This is a genomic window from Sneathiella sedimenti (assembly GCF_017313765.1).
Classification (GTDB): domain Bacteria; phylum Pseudomonadota; class Alphaproteobacteria; order Sneathiellales; family Sneathiellaceae; genus Sneathiella; species Sneathiella sedimenti.
Genome location: NZ_JAFLNC010000005.1, coordinates 39,446 through 61,834, shown reverse-complemented (window position 1 = coordinate 61,834; position 22,389 = coordinate 39,446). Strand labels below are relative to the sequence as shown.

The window sequence follows — 22,389 nt, the reverse complement described above, 5'->3', positions numbered from 1 at the left end:
TTTCGTCTCTATTCTGCGGCCGTTGAAAACGGGTTGCGTGGGTCCTGGTTCCAGTTCATGTAGGGCTTGTCCTTATCCACCCGCTCCATGGTGATGCAATTATCCACCGGGCAGGCCAACATGCAGAGATTACAGCCCACACATTCCTTGTCCACTACTTCATAAAGTCGGGCGCCCTCGACGCGGGTCGCGGTGATCGCCTGATGAGAGGTATCCTCGCAGGTAATATGGCACAGGCCGCACTTGATGCAGGAGTCCTGATTGATGCGCGCCTTGATGTCATAGTTCATGTTGAGCTCGTTCCAGTTGGCGACATTGGGCACCGCCATGGACCGGAAATCATCAATGGAGCGATAGCCTTTTTCATCCATCCAGTTCGACAATCCGGTGATCATGTCATCAACGATGCGGAACCCATAATGCATGGCGGCGGTGCAGACCTGCACCGAGCCGCAGCCAAGCGCCATGAACTCCGCCCCGTCCCGCCAGTTCGCGATGCCGCCAATGCCGGAAACGGGAATGCCCCTGCATTCCGGATCGCGGGCGATTTCCGCCACCATATTGAGTGCGATGGGCTTGACGGCCGGACCGCAATAACCGCCGTGGGCGCCCTTGCCGTCAACAATCGGCGTCGGTGCCATTACATCGAGATCGACACTGACGATGGAGTTAATCGTGTTAATGAGGGAAACGGCATCCGCCCCGCCCCTCACTGCCGCGCGGGCCGCCGTGCGGATATCGGTGATATTCGGGGTGAGCTTGACGATGACGGGCAGGTCTGAATGCTCCTTGCACCATCTTGTCACCATCTCCACATATTCCGGCACCTGCCCCACCGCCGAGCCCATGCCCCGTTCCGACATGCCATGGGGGCAGCCAAAATTAAGCTCCACCCCATCCGCGCCGGTATCCTCGACCTTCCGCAGAATGCGCTTCCACGGCTCTTCCTCGCACGGGACCATCAGGGAAACAACAACCGCACGGTCGGGCCAGTTTTTCTTGACCCGGGCGATTTCCTCAAGGTTCACATCGAGCGGACGGTCAGTGATCAGCTCGATATTGCTGAAGCCCATCATCCGCTGCCCGTTCAATTGGACCGCGCCATAACGAGAGGAGACGTTGACCACCGGCGGATCCTCGCCCAGCGTTTTCCAGACGACGCCGCCCCAGCCCGCCTCGAACGCGCGGACGACGTTATATTCTTTGTCCGTTGGCGGCGCGCTTGCCAGCCAGAAGGGGTTCGGGCTTTTGATCCCGGCGAAATTATATGAAAGGTCAGCCATGTCTCTCTCCCTATTTCTTCGCCAGATAGTCGTTGATTGCCAGGGCCGCCTTCTTGCCATCCTGAACCGCCGCGACTGTCAGCCCGACATTGCCGTCGATGCAGTCGCCACCCGCGTAAACCCCCTCAAGCGAGGTTGCGTAACTGTCATCGACGGCAATCTTTCCATGTTTCAGCTCCAGCTGTGCGGCCGTGCCAGAGACAGGATCGGGCACGAATAACTGGCCAATCGCCTTGAACAGCATATCGGCCTCAATCGTTGTTTTTTCGCCCGAGCCGATGAGTTTTCCATCTGGCCCCTGTTTTGTATATTCAAACTCAACCGCGCTGACTGCGCCATTGTCCGACATGATTCCGACCGGCTGCATCCAGTGCTTGATCTTTACACCATTGGTTTGTGCGAATTTCTGCTCAACGTCGGTTGCACTCATTGCCTCGGCTCCCCGCCGGTAGACAATGGTGACATCTTCCGCGCCGAGGCGTTTTGATTTCACGGCAATATCGATTGCAGTGCTGCCCCCGCCAATAACCACAACACGCCGCCCGATGGGGAGTTTTGATTTATCCGGCGTCTGGCGGAGATCAGCGATATAGTCGACCGCGTTAAAGACCCCTTCAATGTTCTCTCCTTCAAGAGCAAGCGCTTGCACCGCGCCCTGTCCGCTGCCGATAAAAACCGCATCGAAATCATTTCGAAGGGTGCCAAGCGCCAACTCCTGTCCCAGTTTCTTGCCGTGGTGGACGGTAATGCCGCCGAGACCGAGAATAAATTCGACCTCTTTCTGCGCGAAGTTATCGACAACCTTGTAATCGGCAATGCCATATTCATTAAGTCCGCCGGATTTCGGGAGCGCCTCGAACACCTCGCAGTCATGCCCGAGTTGGGACAGGCGATGCGCCGCCGAAAGCCCCGCCGGACCGGCGCCGATGATCGCGACTTTCTTGCCCGTTTTGGCGGCACGGGTAAAAGGCTGCTCCCCCTTTTCCATCAACCAGTCGGTTGCAAAACGCTGTAGCGCGCCGATGGTGACAGGCTTGCCTTCCTGCGCGGTGCGAACGCAGGCTCCCTCGCAGAGGACTTCCGTCGGGCAAACCCGCGCACAGGCCCCGCCCATGATGTTCTCTTCCAGGATATCAATCGCGGATCCCCGGACATTGTCGGTTGAAATCTTGCGAATAAAACTCGGGATGTCGATGCCCGTCGGGCAGGCTTCCATACAGGGGGCGTCATAGCAGAAGTAACAGCGGCTCGCCTCGATATGCGCGGATTTTGCGTCCAGCGGCGGATGAATATCGGCGAAATTTTCCGCCAGTTCCTCTCCAGAAAGCCGTCCTGCAGCAATATCGCTCATGACCCGCACCCCCATATTCATGTTTGAAAATAACGGCGCAAAAATTGCCGCTTCATGCCCTTGAAAAACCATAGACAAATCCTGACCAAATGGTCAAGTTCTAATTAATAATAGTTGCAAAAGTGGCAAAAATAGTCGATTTAGGAATCGGGAATTATACGCATATTACAAATTCAGAGCCGATAATGGACGCGGAAACAAACGCAACGGCAGATGACTCTTCGCAGGGTCGGATACGTCAGGAAAATATAGAAAAGATCATGAAGGCGGCCGAGAAGGTTTTCGCGGGCAACGGATTTCGCGGCGCAACCACTGCGGCCATCGCCGAGGAAGCAGGCCTGCCCAAGGCCAATATCCATTACTATTTCGGCACCAAGGCGAAACTCTACCGCGCTGTCCTTGATGACATTATCGCGCTCTGGCTCTCCTCCTTCCGGGAAATCGGGGAAAATGACGATCCCGCAACCACCCTCGCCGATTATATCCGCGCGAAAATGCAGCTTTCGCAAAACCGGCCCAATGCGTCTAAAGTCTTCGCCAATGAACTTATTCGCGGCGCCCCGCGCATCAGCGGCTATCTGGAAACAGAACTCAAGGAGTGGGTTGAGGAAAAAGCAGCTATTCTGGACCACTGGATCGAGGAAGGCCGCATGGCCCCTGTGGATAGCAAGCGCCTTCTCTTTCATATCTGGTCAATGACCCAGACTTGGGCGGATTTCGAAGTGCAATGGGCCGCCGTTCTTGGCCGCAAGAAAAAGCTGAAGGCAGAGGATTTCGACGCCGCCACCGACTTTATCATTACCATAGTGCTCCGCACCTGTGGCCTGCAACCGATCCCGTCACGAAGCTGAGATTTCCTCCTGCAGGATTTCGAGTTCCAGCCAGCGGGTTTCGGCGTCGTCCTTGTCGGACTGGGCCTTGGCGAGCGCGGCGGCCTTTTCCTTGAATTTCTCGGGTGTTTTGGTGAAGAGATCCGGGTTGGCGAGATCGGCCTCAAGCGCCTTGATCGCGGCCTCCAGCTCCTCAATCACGGCGGGAAGACGCTCATAATCGCGCTGATCCTTATAGGTGAGCTTTTTCCGCGGCGCGGCGGGTTTCGCCGCCGCCTCTTTCGGCTTCGCGGCCTTGGCGGTCTTTTTCGTCTCCGCTGTCTGCGCCCGCCGGTAATCGGAATAGCCGCCGACATATTCATCGACCTTGCCGCCCTCCTCGATCACGATGGTCGAGGTGACAAGCTGGTCGAGGAAGTCACGGTCATGGCTCACGACCAGAAGCGTGCCGTCATAGGCGCTCAGCATATCCTGCAGCAGGTCGAGGGTTTCCATATCGAGGTCGTTTGTCGGCTCGTCGAGGATCAGCAAGTTGCTCTCCCGCGCCAGCAGCTTGGCCAGCAGAAGCCGGTTTTTCTCCCCGCCGGAAAGCGCCTTGACCGGGCTTTTCGCCTGCCGGTCCTCAAACAGGAAATCGCGGAGATAGGCCACCACATGGCGTACCTCCCCCCGCACGAGAAGCTGCCCGCTGCCCGGGTCTGCGAGTGTATCCCAGAGGCTCATCTCCGGATCGAGGCTGTCGCGATGCTGATCGAAAATGGCCGGGGTGAGATTGGTGCCGAGCTTCACGTCACCGGTGGTGGGTTTAAGCTCCCCCATCAGGATTTTAAGCAGCGTTGTCTTGCCCGCGCCGTTCGGCCCGATAATGCCGACCCGGTCGCCCCGCAGGATCTTGGTTGAGAATTTTGCGAGAACCTCGCGCGGTTCGCCGCCCTCCCCCTCATAGGTCATGGAGATATCGGTCGCCTCGACCACCACCCGGCCGCTTTTCGCGCCGCTCTTGACGGAGAGCTTGGCCGACCCGACCGGGGCCAGCCGCTCGGCCCGTTCTGCCCGCAGGCGATGGAGCGCGCGAATACGGCCCTCATTACGGGCGCGCCGCGCGGTGATGCCCTTGCGGGACCAGTCTGTCTCCTCGGCGATTTTCTTGTCGAGTTTCTTGGTTTCCACTTCCTCCCGACGGAGAATTTCCTCCGACCATTCATCAAAGGCCGCGAAGCCCTTGCCATGGGTGCGCAGCTTGCCGCGATCGAGCCAGAACAGCCGGTTGGTCAGGTTTTTCAGGAACTGCCGGTCATGGCTGATGATCATCAGCGCGCCCTTGTAGGCCGTCAACTCCCCCTCCAGCCAGAGGATCGTCTTGATATCAAGATGGTTGGTCGGTTCGTCGAGGAGCAGCACGTCGGGATCGGAGACCAACGCTTCGGCCAGGCTGACGCGTCGCGCCTCCCCGCCGGATAGGGTTTCGAGCAGACGATCCCCGTCAATGCCGACGCCATGCAGCACCTGGTCGACCAGATAGCCGAGGTCCTCGCCCTCCCCGTCGGCCGGCAGGCCTGACTGCACCTGCGCAAACACAGTGCGGCCCGGCACGATAATCGGCTGCTGCCGGAGGTAACTTACCTTGACCCCGCTCTGCAGAAATCGTTCCCCGCCGTCGAGGTCGATATCACCCGCGATCGCCTTCAGGAGCGTCGACTTGCCCGAGCCGTTCCGCCCCATCAGGGCAATACGCATCCCCGGCTCGATCCCGAGCGAGATATCAGAGAACAGATCGCCGCCGCCGAAAGTGATGCGGGCGTTTTGCAGGGCCAGAATGGGAGCCGCCATGGAATTTTCGCCAAATAAGATATGAGTTCAGCGGCCTTTTAACACTGAATATACGGACGGGCAATTTTATACCGTAAATTCCTTATTCCAGTACGCATTTGTCTGGCGGGCGAGGCGTTCATCTGCGTAAGGAAATATGCCGACCCGGCCTGAGTTTCATCCTTCTTTCCCTCTCTATTCTCTCCTCAATCGTTGTGTCGATTTGAGAACCATCCAACCCAATATCTTTCAGGGCACGAGGATCCAGGACCCTAAGTTCATGGTGCTTGGCGCGATTTTGGATCGAGCGGGCGAATACCGAAAGCAGAGAATTAAACAACCGCCGGCTCCAGGAGATTGGCTGAACAGTCCGTTCAGGCTGCTGCGCCTGAAGGCTTGGGTGGAGATCGCGTTGCAACTGTAACAAGTTCATGGAATCCTCCATCAGTTCTCTGTTTGACTGGCCGTCGACAGTAGTTAAATGAGAATATTTAAACTATGCCTGCTTGCGACCATTACGTATCAAGGCTGTTTCGACTTGATTATACGTAGAGAATATGCACTGTTAGAGGCTTCAACAAACGAGAAGATATCACATTATATGTTAGATTATCTCATGTATAGAAAATGACCCGGCCCCTTCCACCCCTGAACGCCCTTCGGGCTTTCGAAGCAGCGGCCCGGCACCTCAGCTTCACCAAGGCGGCGGAGGAGCTGAATGTCACGCCGGGCGCCGTTAGTCATCAGGTAAAGGCACTTGAGGAAATTCTCAATGTACCTCTGTTCCATCGCCTGACCCGGTCGCTGCGCCTCACCGTTGCCGGTCAGGCAGCACTGCCGACACTTATTCAGGGGTTTGACAAGCTGTCACAAGGAGTAGAGCAGATGCGCGCCCACTGTGAGAGTGGCGTTTTAACCATCAGTGTCAGTCCATCGTTCGGCGCCATGTGGTTGATGCCGCGGCTTGAGCGTTTCCGCAGCCTGCATCCGGACATCGAAATCCGCATTGATGGCACCGACCGTCTGGTCGATCTGACGCGCGACTCTGCCGATGTTGCCATCCGCTTTGGTCCCGGCGGCTATAGCGGAGTGCGCGTCGACCATCTGTTGACCCCGGTCAATACGCCGGTTTGTAGCCCTGCCCTTTTAGAAGGGGAAAATCCCTTGCGGGAGCCTGACGATCTTCGCCATCATACCCTGCTGCACATCGACTGGAGTGATGCTGAGACAAGCTGGCGCATGTGGCTGCTGGCGGCCGGGCTACATGACATCGAACCGACCCGTGGTCCGCATTTCAATTTGGAAAATATGGCGGTGCAGGCTGCGCGCGATGGACAGGGCGTTGCGTTGGTTGCCGATGTTCTGGTTGCAGATGACATCGCCGCTGGCCGCCTTGTACATCCTTTCGATCCGGGCATTAGCACTCCCTTTAATTTCCGTTACTACCTGCTCAGCACAAAAGATGGCGCTGAGCAGCCAAAGATAGCCGCTTTTCGAAACTGGGTGCTAGCAGAAGCGCGCACTGCGGGACCGGGTGACAAGAGTTAGACGCGTGTCTGTCACCCTTCCCGGCAATTCCCTTTGACGGCCTTTGGGATTTATTTCACATGGCGAATGATGTTGAAGCCTTCTTCCGGCATCGGCGGGATGAAGTAGCTGGTGATCTTGTCGAAATCGGCATCGCTCGTCTGGAAGGGATGCTCGCCCTTCGCGTTACGGGCCCGCAGCCGCGACTTGCAGATCGTGTTCGGGATGTCGAGATAATGCAGTTCATGCGGGACTCCGGCGGCCTCGAACAGTTCCTTGCCCCAGCGGCGGCCGTCGGGCGTATTGGCGGGAAAGTCGAGCACGACGGAGAAGCCGGACTTGAGCAGACTGACGATATGATCCTTCAGCGCATATTTCAGCCGGAGGGAACAGCGGATATAGTTGCTGATGTCAGTGACTTCGCCGGGATACAGCTCTGACAGCAGGGTGTCTTCCGAGAACAGAAGGGTTTTGGGCCGCCGCGCGAGGGTGGCGGCAAGTGTCGACTTGCCCGCGCCGATCTTGCCGGCCAGCAGATAGAGAACCGGTTCTGTCGGTCGACAGTCCGGCTCCTCGCCGGGCGGGGTGGTTTCCTGAGGGGTCTCGAGTAACATGTCGTCGTCTCCTGGTTTTGGGGGCCTTCGGAGACGGAGCATTAAAAAACCGCCTCGAAGGCGGTTGGGTCGGTTGCGTTACGGCATACGGACTTCCGCCATTCGGGGAATGGAGAGAATCTTCACCACAATAATGTTCATGTTGTATGCCATGGCGTTATTTAAACGGCAGGCCGGGGCCTTTTGTCAAGCCACTTTCCAACGAATCTGCCCTTTTTTCCCGAGGTGCAGGCGGATTTTTCCCTGCCTGAGCGATAGATGTCTGGCAACGGGCCATAAATCGGGAAAATAAACGCTGTTGCGGCAATACGCCGCTTGCCAGAATTTTATGCCCCTTCTATATACAAGACCAAATCCGTCTGTTATAAATCTCTTGAAAAGAGACTAATTTGGTACGATATAGATAATATCATGATCAAGCTGAGCAAAATGACCGACTATGGCGTGGTGATCATGTCCGAAATGGCGCGACTGCCGGGCCGGACAATGACCGCGCCGGATGTGTCGCTCTACACGGGCTTACCGGTACCGACGGCGGCGAAAATCCTGCGCATCCTCGCCAAAAGCCCGTTCCTGAATTCACAGCGCGGCGCCCACGGCGGTTACAGCCTCGCGAAGGCACCAAAGGATATCTCGATCGCCGAGATTGTTCGCGCGATGGAAGGACCGGTCGCGGTCACCTCCTGCGTTGATGACAGCGTGGATGACTGCTCGGTGGAATCCTGCTGCCCGATGCGCGGCGGCTGGGAAAAGATCAACAGGGCGCTCAATACCGCGCTCGAGGAAGTGACGCTGTCCGATATGTGTCACGACACGGAGAATGTAAGCACTGCGGCGCGGCCGTTCGGGATGACCGAGCAGTCCGTCCAAACCCAAGCGGAGTAATAAATGGCTATTCGCCAGGAGACCGTCGAACAGGTTGCCTCTGTTTCCGACAAGTATAAATACGGCTTTATCAGCGATATCGAGGCGGATACCGCACCGATTGGCCTTTCCGAGGACATCGTGCGCTTTATTTCCGCCAAGAAGGAAGAGCCCGAATGGCTGCTCGAATGGCGGCTGAAGGCCTATCGCCACTGGCTGACCATGGTTGAGCCGGAATGGGCCAATGTGCATTATCCTAAAATTGATTTTCAGGATATCTATTACTATTCCGCCCCGAAGCAGAAGGAAAAGCCGAAAAGCCTCGACGAGGTCGATCCGGAGCTTCTGGAAGTCTATAAGAAGCTCGGCATCCCGCTGAAGGAGCAGGAAGTGCTCGCCGGTGTCGAGGGCGCGCATAATGTCGCCGTCGATGCGGTGTTCGACAGCGTGTCTGTTGCCACCACTTTCCGGGAACGGCTGGAGAAGGAAGGCGTGATCTTCTGCCCGATCTCGGAGGCCGTCCGTAATCATCCCGAGCTGGTGCAGAAATATATCGGCTCTGTTGTCCCTTATACGGATAATTACTATGCGACGCTCAACTCCGCGGTCTTCACCGACGGTTCCTTCTGCTACATCCCGAAGGGCGTGCGCTGCCCGATGGAACTCAGCACCTATTTCCGCATCAACGCGGCACAGACCGGCCAGTTCGAGCGGACGCTAATCATCGCCGAGGAAGGCAGCTATGTGAGCTATCTTGAGGGCTGCACGGCGCCGATGCGCGATGAGAACCAGCTCCATGCGGCGGTCGTTGAACTCGTCATCATGAAGGACGCCGAGATCAAGTACTCGACGGTGCAGAACTGGTATCCTGGCGATGAGAACGGCGTCGGTGGCATTTATAACTTCGTGACCAAGCGCGCCGCCTGCCGCGGAGAGAATGCGAAAGTCTCCTGGACGCAGGTCGAGACCGGCTCGGCGATCACCTGGAAGTATCCCTCCTGCATCCTGCAGGGCGATAACTCGGTCGGGGAATTCTATTCCATCGCCATTGCCAACAATATGCAGCAGGCCGATACCGGCACCAAGATGATCCATCTGGGCAAGAACACGTCGAGCACGATCATCTCCAAGGGGATCTCGGCCGGCAAGGCGCAGAACACCTATCGCGGCCTCGTCCGCATGGGCCGGAAAGCCGAGAATGCCCGTAACCACACAGTCTGCGACAGCCTTCTTATCGGCGATAAATGCGGCGCCCATACGGTCCCCTATATCGAGAACCAGAGCCGCACCGCGACAATCGAGCATGAAGCCACCACCTCCAAGGTGAGTGAGGAGCAGCTCTTTTACTGTCAGCAGCGCGGCCTCTCGGAAGAGGAAAGCATGGCGCTGATCGTCAATGGTTTCTGCAAGGAAGTCCTGCAGAAACTCCCCATGGAATTTGCGGTGGAAGCCCAGAAACTCGTCGGCATCAGCCTTGAAGGCAGTGTCGGGTAAGGAAAGACAAATAGTTATGTTGGAAATCAAGAATCTGCATGCCACCGTTGGCGGCAAGGAAATCCTGAAAGGCATCAATCTCACCATCAAGGCAGGCGAGATTCATGCGATTATGGGCCCGAACGGCGCCGGGAAAAGCACGTTGTCCTACGTGCTGGCCGGTCGTGACGGTTATGAAGTGACCTCGGGGGAAGTCCTCTACAAGGGCGAGGACCTGCTGGCGCTGTCACCGGATGAGCGGGCGTCAAAGGGTATTTTCCTCGCCTTTCAGTATCCGGTGGAAATTCCGGGGGTTGCCTCCGCAACCTTCCTGAAAACGGCCTATAACGCGCAGCGGAAATACCGGGGCGAGCCTGAAGTGGACGCCATGGAATTCCTGAAACTGATCCGCGAGAAGACGAAAGAGCTCGACATCAAGGACGACATGCTGAAGCGCGCCGTCAATGTCGGTTTCTCCGGCGGCGAGAAGAAACGGAACGAGGTCTTGCAGATGTCCCTGCTGGAGCCGGACCTGATGCTGCTCGACGAGACAGATAGCGGACTTGATATCGATGCACTCAAAATTGCCGCCGATGGCGTCAACCGCCTGCGCAGCCCGGAACGCGCCGGACTGATCATCACCCATTACCAGCGGCTTCTGGACTATATCGTGCCGGATTTCGTGCATGTCCTGGCGGATGGGAAGATCGTCAAATCGGGCGACAAATCACTGGCGCATGAACTGGAAGAAAAAGGCTATGCGGCCCTGAGCGCAGCCTAATAGGAATTAGTGAGTGAAATGAAAAACTTAACGCCATTAGCTCAGACTTATGTTGATCGCTTTAGTGCGGCAAGCGGCTCCCTGCCCGGCCATAACAGCCCGGCGGTCGCGGCCCTGCGGAAAAGCGGCCTTGCCCGTTTCGCATCGCTCGATTTTCCGGGCCGGAAAGTTGAGGAATGGCGCTTTACCAACCTCACGGCGCTGACCAAGGGGATCAAGACGACGGACGCACCGGCGAATGCCGCCCTGCCCGCCGCCGAATTTGAGACGCCCCATGTCATGACCTTTGTCAACGGTCGCTTCTCGGAGCAGGACAGCCGTCTTGATCGCTTGCCGGATGGTGTGAAGCTCACCTCCCTCGCCGCCGAGCTGGATGTGGGCAACAGCGCCCTGCTGGGCACGGAGGCAGACGACAAGCGCGCCGTTGTCGCGCTCAATACCGCCTTCATGGAAGATGGCGTCGTGCTGAACGCCGCGCCTGGCGTCACGCTGGACGCGCCAATCCTGATCCGCTTCGTCAGTGTTGCGGGAACGGGAGCAAATGCCCATCATATGCGCAATGTTATCCACCTTGGCGAAAAAGCCACCGTCACCCTTGTTGAAGAACATGCCGGCGTGGACGGTCATGCCTATTTCGCCAATCCGGTGACCGATATCACGCTTGATAAGGGCGCGCGGCTCAATCACTATAAATACCAGGCCGAGAGCGCTGACGCCTTTCATCTCGCCAATACGGATACGGAACTGGCCGAAGGGGCCGTTTACGAGAATTTTGCCCTGTCAACCGGCGCCCGTCTTTCGCGGAATGAGCTGGAAACCCGCATTCTTGGCGGTGGCGCGGAAAGCATTCTCAACGGCGCCTATCTGATGCGCGGAACGCAGCATTGCGACACCACGACGATCACCCGACATTTGGTCCCGGAAAACGTCAGCCGCCAGATCTACAAGGGTATTCTCGATGACGAGGCGCAAGGCGTCTTTCAGGGCAAGATCCAGATCGTTCCGGATGCGCAGCAAGTTTCCGGCGATCAGTTGAGCCGGGCGCTTCTGTTGTCTGACCGCGCGTCGGTCGCGGTCAAGCCGGAACTTGAGATTCATGCTGATGACGTGAAATGCAGCCATGGCGCATCCTCGGGCGAACTCGACGAGGATGCCCTGTTTTACCTGCAATCACGCGGGATCGAGGAGAAGACGGCACGCAAGATGCTGATAGATGCCTTCCTTGCCGACGTGCTGGAAGAAGTCTCCAACGACGACGTTCGGGAGTATTTTGCCGCCGTCACCGCCCGCTGGATGGATAAGGTGTAGTCCATGAATGACATGAAAACCTATGATGTAGAGAAAATCCGCCGCGATTTCCCGATTTTTTCCCGGGAAGTGCATGGCAGGCCCCTCGCCTTTATGGACAGCGGCGCGTCGGCGCAGAAACCGACTGTTGTGCTGGACGCGGTGCAGCGCGCCTATGCGGAAACCTACGCCAATGTCCATCGCGGCGTGCATTACCTGAGCCAGGTCTCGACCGAGCTTTATGAGGGTGCGCGGGAGATTGTCCGCGCCCATATGAATGCGGCCAGCGTTGAAGAGATTATCTTCACCAAGAACGCGACCGAGAGCATCAACCTGGTGGCGCAATCCTACGGTGGGGCCAATCTGAAACCCGGCGACGAGATACTCCTTTCCACGCTGGAGCATCACTCGAATATCGTGCCGTGGCAGTTGATTGCCGAGAGAACCGGTGCCGTTGTCAAGGCCGTCCCCATCGATGAGCATGGGGAGTTCATGCTGGATACCTATCTTGAGATGCTGGGGCCGAAGACGAAGATCGTCGCGGTCACCCATATCTCCAACGCCATCGGCACGATTACCCCGGTGAAAGAGATTATCAAGGCCGCCCACGATGCGGGCGCGGTGGTCCTGATCGATGGGAGCCAGGCCGCGCCGCATATGAAGATTGACATGCAGGACCTGGACGTGGATTTCTATGTCTTCACCGGTCACAAGGTCTTCGGGCCGACCGGCATCGGGGTTCTGTACGGCAAGGCCGACCTTCTGGACGCCATGCCGCCCTTCCTCGGCGGCGGGGACATGATCGAGCGGGTAACCTTTGCCAAAACAACCTACGCCAAGGGTCATTCGAAGTTCGAGGCGGGAACGCCGCCCATCGTGCAGGCCATCGGCCTCGGCGCGGCGATCAACTATGTAAACGAGATCGGGTTCGACAAGATCGGCGCACATGAGCAGATGCTGCTCGCCTACGCAACCGAACAACTCAGCCAGATCAACAGCTTGCGGATCATTGGTCAGGCAAAACATAAAGCCGCGATCATCTCTTTCACCCTTGACGGCATTCATCCCCATGACATCGGCACCATTGTCGATCGCGGCGGCGTTGCCATCCGGGTCGGCCATCATTGCGCCCAGCCGCTGATGGATCATTTCGATGTGGCGGCCACGGCCCGTGCGTCCTTTGCGCTTTACAACAACCGCGCCGATGTCGATGCCCTCGTCTCGGCGGTGAAATCGGTACAGGAGATTTTCGGCTGATGCTTGATGACTTGAGAGAACTTTATCAGGAAGTGATCCTTGATCACAGCAAGAACCCCCGCAACTTCCGTCATCCGGAGGATGCGAACCACGAGGCGCATGGATATAACCCGCTGTGCGGCGATACGGTCAATGTCTATCTCAAGCTGGGCCATAACGGCCTGATCGAGGATGCGGCGTTTGAGGGCAAGGGCTGCGCCATTTCCCTCGCCTCCGCCTCGATGATGACGGATATCATCAAGGGCAAGACGGAATCCGAGGCCCGGCAAATCTTCGACGGCTTCCAGAAGCTGGTAAAAGGCGAGGAAAATGATTTCGACGCCGGCGAGGATACGGAACGGCTGATGATGCTGGCGGGCGTAAAGGAATTTCCCATGCGCGTCAAATGCGCCACCCTCGCCTGGCACGCCATGACCTCGGCCATGGATGACAAGAATGAAGTCTCGACGGAGTAGAAGATGACTGCAATTGAGAAAATTGAACGTCCCGTTGCAACCGGCCCGTTTGAGGAAGGCAGCAGCGGATCGCCGCTGGAGGCTCCCATTGTTGCAGCGCTGCGTGAGGTGTATGACCCGGAAATCCCGGTCAATATCTTCGATCTCGGCCTGATCTATGTGATTGATATCTCGGATAACGGCGATGTCTTCGTCGGCATGACCCTGACCGCGCCGGGCTGCCCCGTCGCTGGCGAAATCCCGATCTGGGTCCGCGATGCCATTATGCCCGTCGAGGGTGTGAAGAATGTCGAGGTGGAAATCCTGTGGGATCCGCCGTGGAACCCTGATAATATGTCGGACGCCGCAAAGCTCGACCTTGGAATGTTTTAAGACCGTCCTTATATGTATGGTACAGGTGAATTATGACTGAAACGCAAATTATGACATTGACAGATCGTGCCGCCGCGCGGGTTAAGTCGCTGCTCGGCAAGGCACCTGAAAAGCCGCTCGGCCTGCGGATTGGGATTACCAATACCGGCTGCAACGGCCTCAGCTACACCATGGACTATGCCTCGGACCAGAAACCGGACGATGCGGTGGTCGCGGCGGGCGACATTACCCTGCTGATCGATCATGACGCTGTGCAGTTTGTTGCGGGCACCGAGATGGACTGGCTGGAAGAAGGGCTGCAATCACGCTTCACCTTCGAAAACCCCAATGAAAAAGGCCGTTGCGGCTGCGGCTCCTCCTTCCACGTCTAGCCGCCTGGAGGTGATCATGCGCCCTGTCTTCCTGTTGTCGATGGTGGCGCTTGTCGTCCTTGCGGTTTTCACCCTTTCTGTGATCCCGCCACTTCAAGCCACTGAAATTATAGATAAGTATGGATACCGGATTGTGACACCCCTTGAAGCCGATGCGCTACTGAAAGAAAAGCCGGACGTTGTCGTCCTTGATGTCCGCAAACCCGAGGAATTCAACAGCGGCCACATTGAAGGGGCGATCAATATCGATTATTTCGCCGCCGACTTCGATGACCGGATCGCCGCCCTTGACCCGACGGCGACCTATCTCCTCCACTGCAAATCCGGTGGACGCAGCGGCAATACCCTCCCGCTCATGCGGGCCAGCGGCATCACCAATGTCCATCACCTTGACGCCGGATTTGACGGCTGGAAAGACGCCGGGCTGAAGGTTGTCCAACCCTGATCCCTGACAAATTGTCCGGAAAATACTTTCGCGAAGAGCACCCGTGACATAAAATCCTCAAATTGTTAGTCTTCTCTGCGGCGACCAAACAGAGGAAAATAAGGAATATGCAGGATCTTTACGGCAATGAGGTAAGCACCGGCTCCCGCGCGGCACTGGACGCCTATGACGAAGGGGTTAACCTTTTCCTCGCGGCGCAGGCCAGCGCCGGCGAGGCCTTTGAGCAGGCGATCAGCCATGATCCCTCCTTCGTGCTGGCCCATGCCGCCCTCGCCCGTCATCACCAGATGTATGCCCGCCCGACAGAGGCGGTGAAGGCCATGATCTCTGCGCGCGAACTTGGCAACGGTTATACGGCGCGTGAGCAATCTCACATCGCCATAATCGGGCAACTGATCGACGGGAAGAGTACCGCCGCCTATGAGGCCATCAAGACCCATGTGGCCGACTATCCGCGTGACATGCTCATCCTGCAACCCTGCGCTGGAGTGTTTGGACTGATCGGCTTCAGCGGGAGAACGGGACGGGACGCCGAGATTTTCGCGTTTTACGACAACCTGAAAGATCATTTTGAGGCGGACTGGTGGTTTGATTCTGTCTATGCCTTCGCACTGTCAGAGTTGGGCCGATTAAGCGAAGCCGAGCCGATCATTGAACGGTCCTACGAGGCCAACCCGGCAAATGCCAATGCTGCCCACTACAAAGGTCATTTTCATTACGAGGCCGGGGAGCATCAAGCCGGATGGGAGTTTACCCGGGACTGGCTTAAATCCTATGATCCCGCAAGCCTGATGCATTGCCATATCAGCTGGCATGAGGCGCTGTGGGCCCTTGATCTCGGCCATCTTGAGTCCGCCTGGGAGACATTAGAAAAGTCAGTACGTCCGGGACGTGCCTGGGGTCCGCCAATCAATGTGCTCAATGATATGGCCGCATTTCTTTTGCGCGCGGAATTTGCCGGTCAAAAGAGACGTGAGGATCTCTGGCAGGAAACCAGCGATTATGCCACCATCTATTTCCCTGATCCTGGCGTCAGCTTTGCCGATGCCCATGCCGCCCTCGCCCATGCCATGGCAGGCAATGAGGTGGCGCTCCAGAAGCTGAAGGAGGCAGACGCCGGTTTCGCAAGCGACATGGTACGTGCCCTTGCCGATGTGTTCGGGGCATTTGCCGCCGCAGACTGGCAAAAAGTGGTAGACGGACTGCTCCCGCTGATGAGCAGCCATGAACGACTCGGCGGCAGCAACGCACAGCGCGACCTGATCGAGTTTACGCTCCTCCACGCCCTGCTGCAGCTTGGCAAGACCGAGGAAGCGAGCCGCCTGTTCGCCATGCGCCGACCACTGCTTGCGAAAGACGGCCTGCCCGCGTCTCTTTTGCCAACGGAAGACGCGGCGTAGTTCGCCTTGTGTTTTCTGCCGTGTGGCCCATCCGGGCGGCCGCCGGGTCACATTTTCGCGACATAATGTCCTTTTCGGATTTACTTCTGGAAATACCCTGTCTGCATACCTAGGTACAGGTCACAGCGACAGGTCGCCCCGCATTACCGGGGACAATCCGGGCGGGCGGGATGTTCCCGCTCAACCTTCGCCGAAGACGTTTTACCGAACGCGGAAAACGAAACCAAACACGCATGACAAAGGAAGAATATGATGAATATTCTAATGGTCCTGACCTCCCACGACAAACTGGGCGATACGGGTGAGAAAACAGGATTCTGGCTAGAGGAATTCGCGGCACCTTACTATGCGCTTAAAGACGCTGGCGCCCATATCGTGCTGGCCTCGCCCAAGGGCGGACAGCCTCCTGTCGATCCGAAAAGCGACGCGCCAGAGTCCCAGACGGACGATACGCGCCGTTTCAAGGGTGATAACGCCACGCAGGATGCCCTGGCAAAGACGGAAGTCCTCGCGGATATTGATTACAGTAAGTTTGACGGGGTCTTCTATCCCGGTGGGCATGGCCCGCTCTGGGATCTTGCGGAAGACAAGAACAGCATCAGCCTGATCGAAGCTTTTGCTATGAAGGATCTTCCCATCGCGGCGGTGTGCCATGCACCCGGCGTCTTCCGTCATACCAAAGATGCGAAGGGGACCCCGCTCGTCTCCGGTCGCAAGGTCACAGGCTTCGCCAACAGCGAGGAGGAAGCCGCCGGCCTGACCAAGGTTGTGCCGTTCCTGGTGGAAGATGCGCTGACCAAAAACGGCGGCCACTATTCCAAGGGGGCCGACTGGGCACCTCATACGGTCGTGGATGGCAATCTTATCACCGGGCAGAACCCGGCGTCCTCCACCGGGGTGGCGGAGGCCTTGATAGACCGGATCAGGGCCGCAAAGGCAGCCTGACGCGCTACTTGTTACCGTTCGCCGGGTTTGCCACCCGGCGGATGGGACGCAAGCTTGAGGAAGGTCCGGTCCTCGCGCAGGATGAATTTTTTGGATTGCGCAAACTCATAATTCTCCCGTCCCATCGGATCGGCGGCAAGCCGCGCGCGGTACTGCTCATAGGCCGCCAGATTTTCAATGTTATACACCCCGTAGGCGAGCGTGCTCGATCCCTCATGCGGTGCGAAATAGCCGATCAGGTCGGCACCGCAACGCGGGATCGCCTCGCCCCAGTTCTCAGCGTAGCGAATGAACTGGCTCTTCTTTGTCGGGTCGATATGGTAGCGGATAAAGCAGGTAATCATCAGTCACTCCTTCTGTGAGGCCCTTATTTTACCCCTTGCACGACATTAATGCTTCGCTTACCATCGAACTATGAAAGAAGGACCGGACATAGCCTTTCTAGGTTCCCTCATCGGGGACCCGGCGCGCGCGAATATGCTGACGGCGCTGCTCTCGGGCAAGGCGCTGACGGCAACCGAACTGGCGGGTGAAGCGGGCGTTACCGTCCAGACAGCCAGTTCGCATCTTTCGAAGATGGAGGCCGGCGGTCTCTTGCGGCAACGCAAGCAGGGGCGTTACCGCTATTTCACCCTCGCCGATGATGATGTCGGCAGCGTGCTGGAGGCAATGATGGGCTTCGCCGCAAAGAAGGGCCATCTCCGCACCCGGACAGGGCCGAAAGACCCCGCGCTCCGTTATTCCCGCGTCTGCTATAACCATCTTGCCGGCGATCTTGGCGTGCGCATGATGGACAGTCTGCTCGCGAAGAATTTCCTCACGCCGGAGACGGAAGGTCTCGGCCTGACCGGCGATGGCAAAGCTTTTTTCGAGGAATTTGAGATTGATTTCGAGCCGCTGGAGAAACTCCGCCGCCCGCTCTGCAAGTCCTGCCTCGACTGGAGCAACCGGCGCAGCCACCTCGCCGGATCGTTGGGGAGCGCCCTGCTCACCCGTTTCTACGATCTCGGATGGGCAAAGCGGGTGGAGAATTCCCGCATCGTCGCCTTCAATGTGGCGGGAGAAAAAGCCTTCCTGAAAACCTTCCCGGTCTGACCCACTCGCGCCGGCAATTCTTTCCTCCCGAAGGGGGAACTTTTTCCTGTGTCCTGCGTTGGTCCGGTTCAAAGACCCAACGGGCATGGCCGTTGCCCATGCCCGGCAAACCGGAAAGGAGCCGCTTAATGTCATCTGTTGAAAAGTCCGACCTCGTCCGAGAAGCCGTATCGATTTTCGAAGACCTGGAGTCAATGCAGGGCGCCATCGATGAATTGGAGAATTCCGGGTTCGACCTGGCGGATTTGAGCTTCGTCGCGGGGGAGAAAACGGTCGAGGAAAAGCTCGGCCATATCTACAACAGGGTCGAGGATATTGCGGCTGAGCCCAATGTCCCGACAACAACCTTTGTGCCCAACGAGATGTTATCCGAGACCAAGGGCGCCCTGATCGGCACCCCGCTCTACATAGCAGCCGCCACCGCAACCGGCATTACTGTCGCGGCCGGCGGTCCCCTCGCGCTGACCATCGGCGCCGCAGTGGCGGCAGGCGGTGCCGGTGCTGCGATCGGCGGTGTTCTGGCCAAGATTGTCGGGGATCGTCACGCGAAATATCTGCAGGAACAGATCGACCGCGGGGGCCTTATTCTCTGGGTCCGTGCCCGGGATGAGGCGCATGGACGGAAGGCCGTGAAAATCCTTTCAAAATATTCCTCCCACGACGTCGAGCTGCATGGGCAGGATAGTTAGCGACCTCCGCCCGCCTGTCGGTATCTGCTGACCCGTTTAAACTTGTCCTTGGGACAATAGTTCGCTCGCCATCACTTAGGGGCAGCGCTATTCTCTCCCCATGAAACAGGGATTTTACGGTATTCTGCCCTTTGCCCTCGGCGCGGCGGCCTATGGCTTTGCCTTTGGCATTCTCGCGGCGCAGTCGGGTTATCCGTGGTGGGGCGTGGCGCTGATGAGTTTTTCCGTGCATGCGGGCTCGTCGCAGATTGTCGCGGTGGAGCGCTTCGGCATGGATGGGCTGGTGATCGGTGCGGCCCTCGCCGGGATTGCGCTCAACCTCCGCTATCTCGGCATCATCGCCTCGCTCAGCGCGATTTTAAAGGATATCCCGCTCTGGCAGAAGCTGGTCGCCATTCATATCACGGGGGATGAGAACTGGGCCCTCACCATGGCGAGACATGCGCAGGACCCGAGAATCGGCGCCGCCTTCCTGATCGGCTCCGGCCTCACCCTGATGACCAGCTGGACGACATCCACCGCGCTCGGTGCCCTGCTCGGCCAGTCGATGCCCGATCTCGCGAGCTATGGCCTCGGTTTTGCCTTTACCGCGGCCTTTATCGCGATGGCGCGGGCGATGTGGCGCGGGCGGCGCAATATCGCGCCCTGGGCGGTCACCTTCGCGGCGACAATCCTGCTGATAAACCTCGGGGTGGAGAGTGCCTATGCCATCCTGCTCGGCAGCCTCGCCGGCATGGCTGTCGCCGCCCTCCTCTGTTGGCAGGCCAGGACGGGGGAGACGCCATGACCCTCGACCACTGGCTGCTGATTGCCTTTCTTGCTGTCGGGGCCTATGGCCTCCGCCTCGCCGGGCTGATCGGCGGACAGGCCATCCTGCGCAATGAGCGGCTTAAAACCCTGCTCGATGACCTGCCGGGCTGCCTGATCGTCGCCCTTGTCGCCACCTCCCTCGCCGACGCGAGCTCCCTCACCTGGATCGCCGCCGCCTTCGCGCTTGCCGTGGCCATCCTCACCAATAACGTCGTGATCACCATGGCGCTCGGCTTCGCAGCGATATTCGGGATGCAGTATTCTGGGATGGGTGGGTAGCGTTTTAGCCAATCACGTAAAAATGAAAGTTTTCGAATAATCTAGTGATTTGATACAACAGCGTATTTCATTTAATAGGCAAAAAAAGTTGATTTCACAACTACTTGACAATTCATCACTATAAAATTTCCGACACATATTCGTTAAAAATTATATTTGAGACAATGCCAATTACTAAGCTAATAACGACGGAAATAAAGAACATCGCCCAATCTCTCTTATGTTTGTTATCATATTCAATTTTCTTATTTTTAGATTCTTGAGAAATGAGTATAAAACTCGGCCTTCGAGTATCTGCGCGACTTGAAACCCAAATTCCAAGAAATATAGATGTAAAAAATGATACAAAAAGAAAAGTAGCAATATAATAATCGAATAGATTCCACACACCTCCTAATAATGCGTTTGCTATATAATCAATTTTTTCATTAATCTTTTGTGAAATTTCTGTATAATTTTTAATAATATCAATATATGTGTTTTTGTTATACTCTATGAAGTTCTGTGTGGCGCGAATTGATCCATAAATAGCGCCTAAAAAAAACAATATCCCAACAAGAAGACCTATTTTTCCGTTATTTGAAGATACCCATTTTTGGGCATTTTTAGGTTCCCTAATTAGGGTTTTAATATGTCCATCGAGCAATGATTCAATATCATTACCCCAAGTTCTTTCAGTATGTTCTATTCTCAGTTTTATTCCGTGTCTGAATAGGCGAACTGGTTTCGTCGTTGACGAAAAAATAATTGGTTCCAATAATACAGTATCATAATTGTTGCCAGCAGAAAAAGTTAAGTCGATCTGCTGTTTCTCTGGAGCGTCTTTTTTTTGAAATTTGACTAAATAAACCCAGGTAAGGTTAACAGACACACAGACTAAAGGCTTGACCTCTCGATAAGATTGAAAATCGTGCAGGCTATTTAAGTGAACAGTAGATCCATCATCATAACTAACTGACACAATAAACTGCACTAAGGCTGAATCGTTTTGTTGGTTTAAGCGTTGCGCGACTAAATGATGAGTATTTATTATATCTTCGACAGAAATTTCGAATTGACCAGCGTAAGTTTTTTCAATTGATTGCGGCTTACCTAAGAGACCAGAAATAAATTCTATAAAATGATCACGATCTATAGGTAAGGATATTTCAGTTTTCACTAACTTTCTATCTTCACTATAGGGCTCTTTTGGCATCGTCGTTATCCTTAATTGAAAGAACATAAACAACCTTATTGGTTGTATACTAATTGAGTTATGGATGCCAAGCTTAACTTAGTTTTGAGATTTCAGACATTCTCTGTATACGGTTATTTGAAGTTTATAAATGCATTCGTTAGTGAAATATATAATTAGGTATTTTTTTAACTTACTGACAAAATTAAAAATCTTGCAAAACGCGCAATAGTATCGTATAATTACATCTTCACGTTGAGGCGCAATGTCGCCTTATAATGCGTGGGAGGGGTGGCTGCCCCTTCAGCCAAATTCCATATATATGCGAATAAAGGGTACCCGGCGTTTTGTACCGTCAGTCTTGCGGGTATTCGTAAATCGGTTTGCCGGGCGGCGTCTGTCCGGGGATAGATCGGCCCCTATAAGGCCGGGAGCGGCCAGTCTGACGATAGCGTGCAGGTTGGCAGGGTCCTCGCCTTCAGAGACAGCGTTTCAGGATGGCACCGGTGGTATCGGCGACAAACTCGCCGAGGCGGTTCATGGTGCCGATCTTCTGCAGACGATCCGCAGAGATCATGTCCACCATATCAACAGAACCGCCCTCACGGACCAGGCCGTAGCGCTGGCCGGTCTGCCAGACGGACGTCAGCGGTGTGCGTGACTCTTCCTCAGAAGGGATCAGCTCCCGTTCGCCGAGGACAACTTTGCCTCCGTCTGTATTGCAAGCCGTGCTCCACTCGCCGCGAAGGCGCAGGGGCACGCGATCGAAGTCCCATACCCGGTCGTAGGGGACCTTGATGACTTCAGTAAAGCGTGCACGCAAATTGACGGGCTTGACAATGGGAGCGATCGGGGTCGGTCGTTTGTTTACGGCCAGCTCCGGTCCCTTCCCGTCGTCCGCCATGGAGGACATGGGCGCCACCAGGCTGTAGCCAACGAGAAAGATGGCGAGCATCGCCGCGCCGAGGGCCGTGCTGCCGATGAAAAACTTTGAATTCTTGAACGCGCGGGTATCGCGAAAGCGCTGCCGCTCGGTGATCTCGACTGTGTGATAGACATTGCGGTTCTTCTCCGGCGAGAAATAGCCGCCGAGGATACGCACGCGCTGACCGCCCCACTCCTCAATGAGTTGGCGGGCGATATCCTGTGCCGGTTTTTCGGTGTCATAACGGCCGAAGCTGCGCCATTTGGTATCAAACAGCGTCTGGACCACAAATTGCGAATATTCCTGCGTATCCGGTGTCATCTCTATCCTTCAACCCTGCCCAAAAACCGGGG

General features: G+C 56.3%; 24 protein-coding genes. 17 read left to right on the top strand and 7 right to left on the bottom strand.

Annotated elements, in window-relative coordinates; genetic code table 11:
- Positions 1 to 8: 8 nt before the first annotated feature.
- Both preA and J0X12_RS14340 read right to left on the bottom strand, forming a co-directional pair.
- On the bottom strand, positions 9 to 1,283 hold the full coding sequence (gene preA / locus J0X12_RS14345; protein ID WP_207047016.1) for an NAD-dependent dihydropyrimidine dehydrogenase subunit PreA: 1,275 nt from the start codon (positions 1,281 to 1,283) through the stop codon (positions 9 to 11).
- A gap of 10 nt (positions 1,284 to 1,293) precedes the next feature.
- Positions 1,294 to 2,706, bottom strand: coding sequence for an NAD(P)-dependent oxidoreductase (locus J0X12_RS14340; RefSeq protein ID WP_207047014.1), 1,413 nt, complete (start codon positions 2,704 to 2,706; stop codon positions 1,294 to 1,296).
- Between the two features lie 113 nt (positions 2,707 to 2,819).
- On the opposite strand from J0X12_RS14340, the gene J0X12_RS14335 reads away from it, so the two are divergent.
- On the top strand, positions 2,820 to 3,485 hold the full coding sequence (locus tag J0X12_RS14335) for a TetR family transcriptional regulator C-terminal domain-containing protein (RefSeq protein WP_207047012.1): 666 nt from the start codon (positions 2,820 to 2,822) through the stop codon (positions 3,483 to 3,485).
- On the opposite strand, the gene J0X12_RS14330 is transcribed toward J0X12_RS14335, so the two are convergent.
- Complete coding sequence (locus tag J0X12_RS14330; protein WP_207047010.1) at positions 3,474 to 5,294, bottom strand: ABC-F family ATP-binding cassette domain-containing protein; 1,821 nt, start codon at positions 5,292 to 5,294, stop codon at positions 3,474 to 3,476. The genes J0X12_RS14335 and J0X12_RS14330 overlap by 12 nt on opposite strands.
- A 606-nt stretch (positions 5,295 to 5,900) precedes the next feature.
- Here J0X12_RS14330 and J0X12_RS14325 point away from each other — a divergent pair.
- The gene (locus J0X12_RS14325) at positions 5,901 to 6,821 is read left to right on the top strand and encodes a transcriptional regulator GcvA (protein WP_207047001.1); all 921 of its coding nucleotides are present in this window, start codon (positions 5,901 to 5,903) and stop codon (positions 6,819 to 6,821) included.
- 50 nt (positions 6,822 to 6,871) lie between these two features.
- Here the strand turns inward: J0X12_RS14325 and J0X12_RS14320 are convergent, their stop codons facing one another.
- The gene (locus J0X12_RS14320; protein ID WP_207047000.1) at positions 6,872 to 7,414 is read right to left on the bottom strand and encodes a P-loop nucleotide/nucleoside kinase family protein; all 543 of its coding nucleotides are present in this window, start codon (positions 7,412 to 7,414) and stop codon (positions 6,872 to 6,874) included.
- Positions 7,415 to 7,825: 411 nt separating this feature from the next.
- On the opposite strand from J0X12_RS14320, the gene J0X12_RS14315 reads away from it, so the two are divergent.
- The 11 genes from J0X12_RS14315 (at position 7,826) to J0X12_RS14265 (ending at position 17,064) form a co-directional block, all read left to right on the top strand.
- Positions 7,826 to 8,299 carry an SUF system Fe-S cluster assembly regulator gene (locus J0X12_RS14315; RefSeq protein ID WP_207046998.1) on the top strand — a complete coding sequence of 158 codons (474 nt, stop codon included), beginning with the start codon at positions 7,826 to 7,828 and terminating at the stop codon, positions 8,297 to 8,299.
- 3 nt (positions 8,300 to 8,302) lie between these two features.
- Entirely contained in the window at positions 8,303 to 9,772 is a 1,470-nt protein-coding gene (gene sufB / locus J0X12_RS14310; RefSeq protein ID WP_207046996.1) for a Fe-S cluster assembly protein SufB, read from the top strand.
- A 16-nt stretch (positions 9,773 to 9,788) separates the two neighbouring features.
- The gene (gene sufC, locus J0X12_RS14305) at positions 9,789 to 10,532 is read left to right on the top strand and encodes a Fe-S cluster assembly ATPase SufC (protein ID WP_237688171.1); all 744 of its coding nucleotides are present in this window, start codon (positions 9,789 to 9,791) and stop codon (positions 10,530 to 10,532) included.
- A gap of 18 nt (positions 10,533 to 10,550) precedes the next feature.
- Positions 10,551 to 11,840: a Fe-S cluster assembly protein SufD gene (gene sufD, locus J0X12_RS14300; protein WP_207046994.1), complete on the top strand. Its 1,290-nt coding sequence runs from the start codon at positions 10,551 to 10,553 to the stop codon at positions 11,838 to 11,840.
- Positions 11,841 to 11,843: 3 nt separating this feature from the next.
- On the top strand, positions 11,844 to 13,076 hold the full coding sequence (locus J0X12_RS14295; protein WP_420497086.1) for an aminotransferase class V-fold PLP-dependent enzyme: 1,233 nt from the start codon (positions 11,844 to 11,846) through the stop codon (positions 13,074 to 13,076).
- Positions 13,076 to 13,531, top strand: a complete 456-nt coding sequence (gene sufU, locus J0X12_RS14290) for a Fe-S cluster assembly sulfur transfer protein SufU (protein ID WP_207046992.1) — start codon at positions 13,076 to 13,078, stop codon at positions 13,529 to 13,531. The genes J0X12_RS14295 and sufU overlap by 1 nt, the downstream gene beginning before the upstream one ends.
- A 3-nt stretch (positions 13,532 to 13,534) precedes the next feature.
- Positions 13,535 to 13,903, top strand: coding sequence for an SUF system Fe-S cluster assembly protein (locus tag J0X12_RS14285; RefSeq protein ID WP_207046990.1), 369 nt, complete (start codon positions 13,535 to 13,537; stop codon positions 13,901 to 13,903).
- 32 nt (positions 13,904 to 13,935) lie between these two features.
- Entirely contained in the window at positions 13,936 to 14,274 is a 339-nt protein-coding gene (locus J0X12_RS14280; protein ID WP_207046988.1) for a HesB/IscA family protein, read from the top strand.
- Positions 14,231 to 14,719 carry a rhodanese-like domain-containing protein gene (locus tag J0X12_RS14275; RefSeq protein WP_207046985.1) on the top strand — a complete coding sequence of 163 codons (489 nt, stop codon included), beginning with the start codon at positions 14,231 to 14,233 and terminating at the stop codon, positions 14,717 to 14,719. Before J0X12_RS14280 ends, J0X12_RS14275 begins: the two co-directional genes overlap by 44 nt.
- Positions 14,720 to 14,826: 107 nt before the next feature.
- Positions 14,827 to 16,119 (top strand): tetratricopeptide repeat protein, encoded by a 1,293-nt coding sequence (locus J0X12_RS14270; protein WP_207046984.1) that lies wholly within the window; start codon positions 14,827 to 14,829, stop codon positions 16,117 to 16,119.
- Positions 16,120 to 16,371: 252 nt separating this feature from the next.
- On the top strand, positions 16,372 to 17,064 hold the full coding sequence (locus J0X12_RS14265) for a type 1 glutamine amidotransferase domain-containing protein (protein ID WP_337925162.1): 693 nt from the start codon (positions 16,372 to 16,374) through the stop codon (positions 17,062 to 17,064).
- An 11-nt stretch (positions 17,065 to 17,075) separates the two neighbouring features.
- Here J0X12_RS14265 and J0X12_RS14260 read toward each other — a convergent pair whose 3' ends face one another.
- Positions 17,076 to 17,408: an NIPSNAP family protein gene (locus tag J0X12_RS14260; RefSeq protein WP_207046980.1), complete on the bottom strand. Its 333-nt coding sequence runs from the start codon at positions 17,406 to 17,408 to the stop codon at positions 17,076 to 17,078.
- Positions 17,409 to 17,478: 70 nt separating this feature from the next.
- Here J0X12_RS14260 and J0X12_RS14255 point away from each other — a divergent pair, with 70 nt between their 5' ends.
- The 4 genes from J0X12_RS14255 to J0X12_RS14240 all read left to right on the top strand — a co-directional run bounded on the left by J0X12_RS14255 (position 17,479) and on the right by J0X12_RS14240 (position 19,937).
- Positions 17,479 to 18,159: an ArsR/SmtB family transcription factor gene (locus J0X12_RS14255; RefSeq protein WP_207046977.1), complete on the top strand. Its 681-nt coding sequence runs from the start codon at positions 17,479 to 17,481 to the stop codon at positions 18,157 to 18,159.
- 128 nt (positions 18,160 to 18,287) lie between these two features.
- Positions 18,288 to 18,848, top strand: coding sequence for a hypothetical protein (locus tag J0X12_RS14250; RefSeq protein ID WP_207046975.1), 561 nt, complete (start codon positions 18,288 to 18,290; stop codon positions 18,846 to 18,848).
- A 100-nt stretch (positions 18,849 to 18,948) separates the two neighbouring features.
- Positions 18,949 to 19,635: an AzlC family ABC transporter permease gene (locus tag J0X12_RS14245; RefSeq protein WP_207046973.1), complete on the top strand. Its 687-nt coding sequence runs from the start codon at positions 18,949 to 18,951 to the stop codon at positions 19,633 to 19,635.
- Positions 19,632 to 19,937 (top strand): AzlD domain-containing protein, encoded by a 306-nt coding sequence (locus tag J0X12_RS14240; RefSeq protein WP_207046971.1) that lies wholly within the window; start codon positions 19,632 to 19,634, stop codon positions 19,935 to 19,937. The genes J0X12_RS14245 and J0X12_RS14240 overlap by 4 nt, the downstream gene beginning before the upstream one ends.
- Before the next feature lie 118 nt (positions 19,938 to 20,055).
- On the opposite strand, the gene J0X12_RS14235 is transcribed toward J0X12_RS14240, so the two are convergent.
- Both J0X12_RS14235 and J0X12_RS14230 read right to left on the bottom strand, forming a co-directional pair.
- Positions 20,056 to 21,132: a hypothetical protein gene (locus J0X12_RS14235; RefSeq protein ID WP_207046968.1), complete on the bottom strand. Its 1,077-nt coding sequence runs from the start codon at positions 21,130 to 21,132 to the stop codon at positions 20,056 to 20,058.
- 457 nt (positions 21,133 to 21,589) lie between these two features.
- On the bottom strand, positions 21,590 to 22,357 hold the full coding sequence (locus J0X12_RS14230) for a hypothetical protein (RefSeq protein WP_207046966.1): 768 nt from the start codon (positions 22,355 to 22,357) through the stop codon (positions 21,590 to 21,592).
- Between the last annotated feature and the right edge of the window lie 32 nt (positions 22,358 to 22,389).

What these genes read in the sequence shown, in the direction of transcription:
- preA (WP_207047016.1), bottom strand. Translation starts at nt 1,283, where the DNA reads ATGGCTGACCTTTCATATAATTTCGCCGGGATCAAAAGCCCGAACCCC.
- J0X12_RS14340 (WP_207047014.1), bottom strand. Translation starts at nt 2,706, where the DNA reads ATGGTTTTTCAAGGGCATGAAGCGGCAATTTTTGCGCCGTTATTTTCA.
- J0X12_RS14335 (WP_207047012.1), top strand. Translation starts at nt 2,820, where the DNA reads ATGGACGCGGAAACAAACGCAACGGCAGATGACTCTTCGCAGGGTCGG.
- J0X12_RS14330 (WP_207047010.1), bottom strand. Translation starts at nt 5,294, where the DNA reads ATGGCGGCTCCCATTCTGGCCCTGCAAAACGCCCGCATCACTTTCGGC.
- J0X12_RS14325 (WP_207047001.1), top strand. Translation starts at nt 5,901, where the DNA reads ATGACCCGGCCCCTTCCACCCCTGAACGCCCTTCGGGCTTTCGAAGCA.
- J0X12_RS14320 (WP_207047000.1), bottom strand. Translation starts at nt 7,414, where the DNA reads ATGTTACTCGAGACCCCTCAGGAAACCACCCCGCCCGGCGAGGAGCCG.
- J0X12_RS14315 (WP_207046998.1), top strand. Translation starts at nt 7,826, where the DNA reads ATGATCAAGCTGAGCAAAATGACCGACTATGGCGTGGTGATCATGTCC.
- sufB (WP_207046996.1), top strand. Translation starts at nt 8,303, where the DNA reads ATGGCTATTCGCCAGGAGACCGTCGAACAGGTTGCCTCTGTTTCCGAC.
- sufC (WP_237688171.1), top strand. Translation starts at nt 9,789, where the DNA reads ATGTTGGAAATCAAGAATCTGCATGCCACCGTTGGCGGCAAGGAAATC.
- sufD (WP_207046994.1), top strand. Translation starts at nt 10,551, where the DNA reads ATGAAAAACTTAACGCCATTAGCTCAGACTTATGTTGATCGCTTTAGT.
- J0X12_RS14295 (WP_420497086.1), top strand. Translation starts at nt 11,844, where the DNA reads ATGAATGACATGAAAACCTATGATGTAGAGAAAATCCGCCGCGATTTC.
- sufU (WP_207046992.1), top strand. Translation starts at nt 13,076, where the DNA reads ATGCTTGATGACTTGAGAGAACTTTATCAGGAAGTGATCCTTGATCAC.
- J0X12_RS14285 (WP_207046990.1), top strand. Translation starts at nt 13,535, where the DNA reads ATGACTGCAATTGAGAAAATTGAACGTCCCGTTGCAACCGGCCCGTTT.
- J0X12_RS14280 (WP_207046988.1), top strand. Translation starts at nt 13,936, where the DNA reads ATGACTGAAACGCAAATTATGACATTGACAGATCGTGCCGCCGCGCGG.
- J0X12_RS14275 (WP_207046985.1), top strand. Translation starts at nt 14,231, where the DNA reads ATGAAAAAGGCCGTTGCGGCTGCGGCTCCTCCTTCCACGTCTAGCCGC.
- J0X12_RS14270 (WP_207046984.1), top strand. Translation starts at nt 14,827, where the DNA reads ATGCAGGATCTTTACGGCAATGAGGTAAGCACCGGCTCCCGCGCGGCA.
- J0X12_RS14265 (WP_337925162.1), top strand. Translation starts at nt 16,372, where the DNA reads ATGAATATTCTAATGGTCCTGACCTCCCACGACAAACTGGGCGATACG.
- J0X12_RS14260 (WP_207046980.1), bottom strand. Translation starts at nt 17,408, where the DNA reads ATGATTACCTGCTTTATCCGCTACCATATCGACCCGACAAAGAAGAGC.
- J0X12_RS14255 (WP_207046977.1), top strand. Translation starts at nt 17,479, where the DNA reads ATGAAAGAAGGACCGGACATAGCCTTTCTAGGTTCCCTCATCGGGGAC.
- J0X12_RS14250 (WP_207046975.1), top strand. Translation starts at nt 18,288, where the DNA reads ATGTCATCTGTTGAAAAGTCCGACCTCGTCCGAGAAGCCGTATCGATT.
- J0X12_RS14245 (WP_207046973.1), top strand. Translation starts at nt 18,949, where the DNA reads ATGAAACAGGGATTTTACGGTATTCTGCCCTTTGCCCTCGGCGCGGCG.
- J0X12_RS14240 (WP_207046971.1), top strand. Translation starts at nt 19,632, where the DNA reads ATGACCCTCGACCACTGGCTGCTGATTGCCTTTCTTGCTGTCGGGGCC.
- J0X12_RS14235 (WP_207046968.1), bottom strand. Translation starts at nt 21,132, where the DNA reads ATGCCAAAAGAGCCCTATAGTGAAGATAGAAAGTTAGTGAAAACTGAA.
- J0X12_RS14230 (WP_207046966.1), bottom strand. Translation starts at nt 22,357, where the DNA reads ATGACACCGGATACGCAGGAATATTCGCAATTTGTGGTCCAGACGCTG.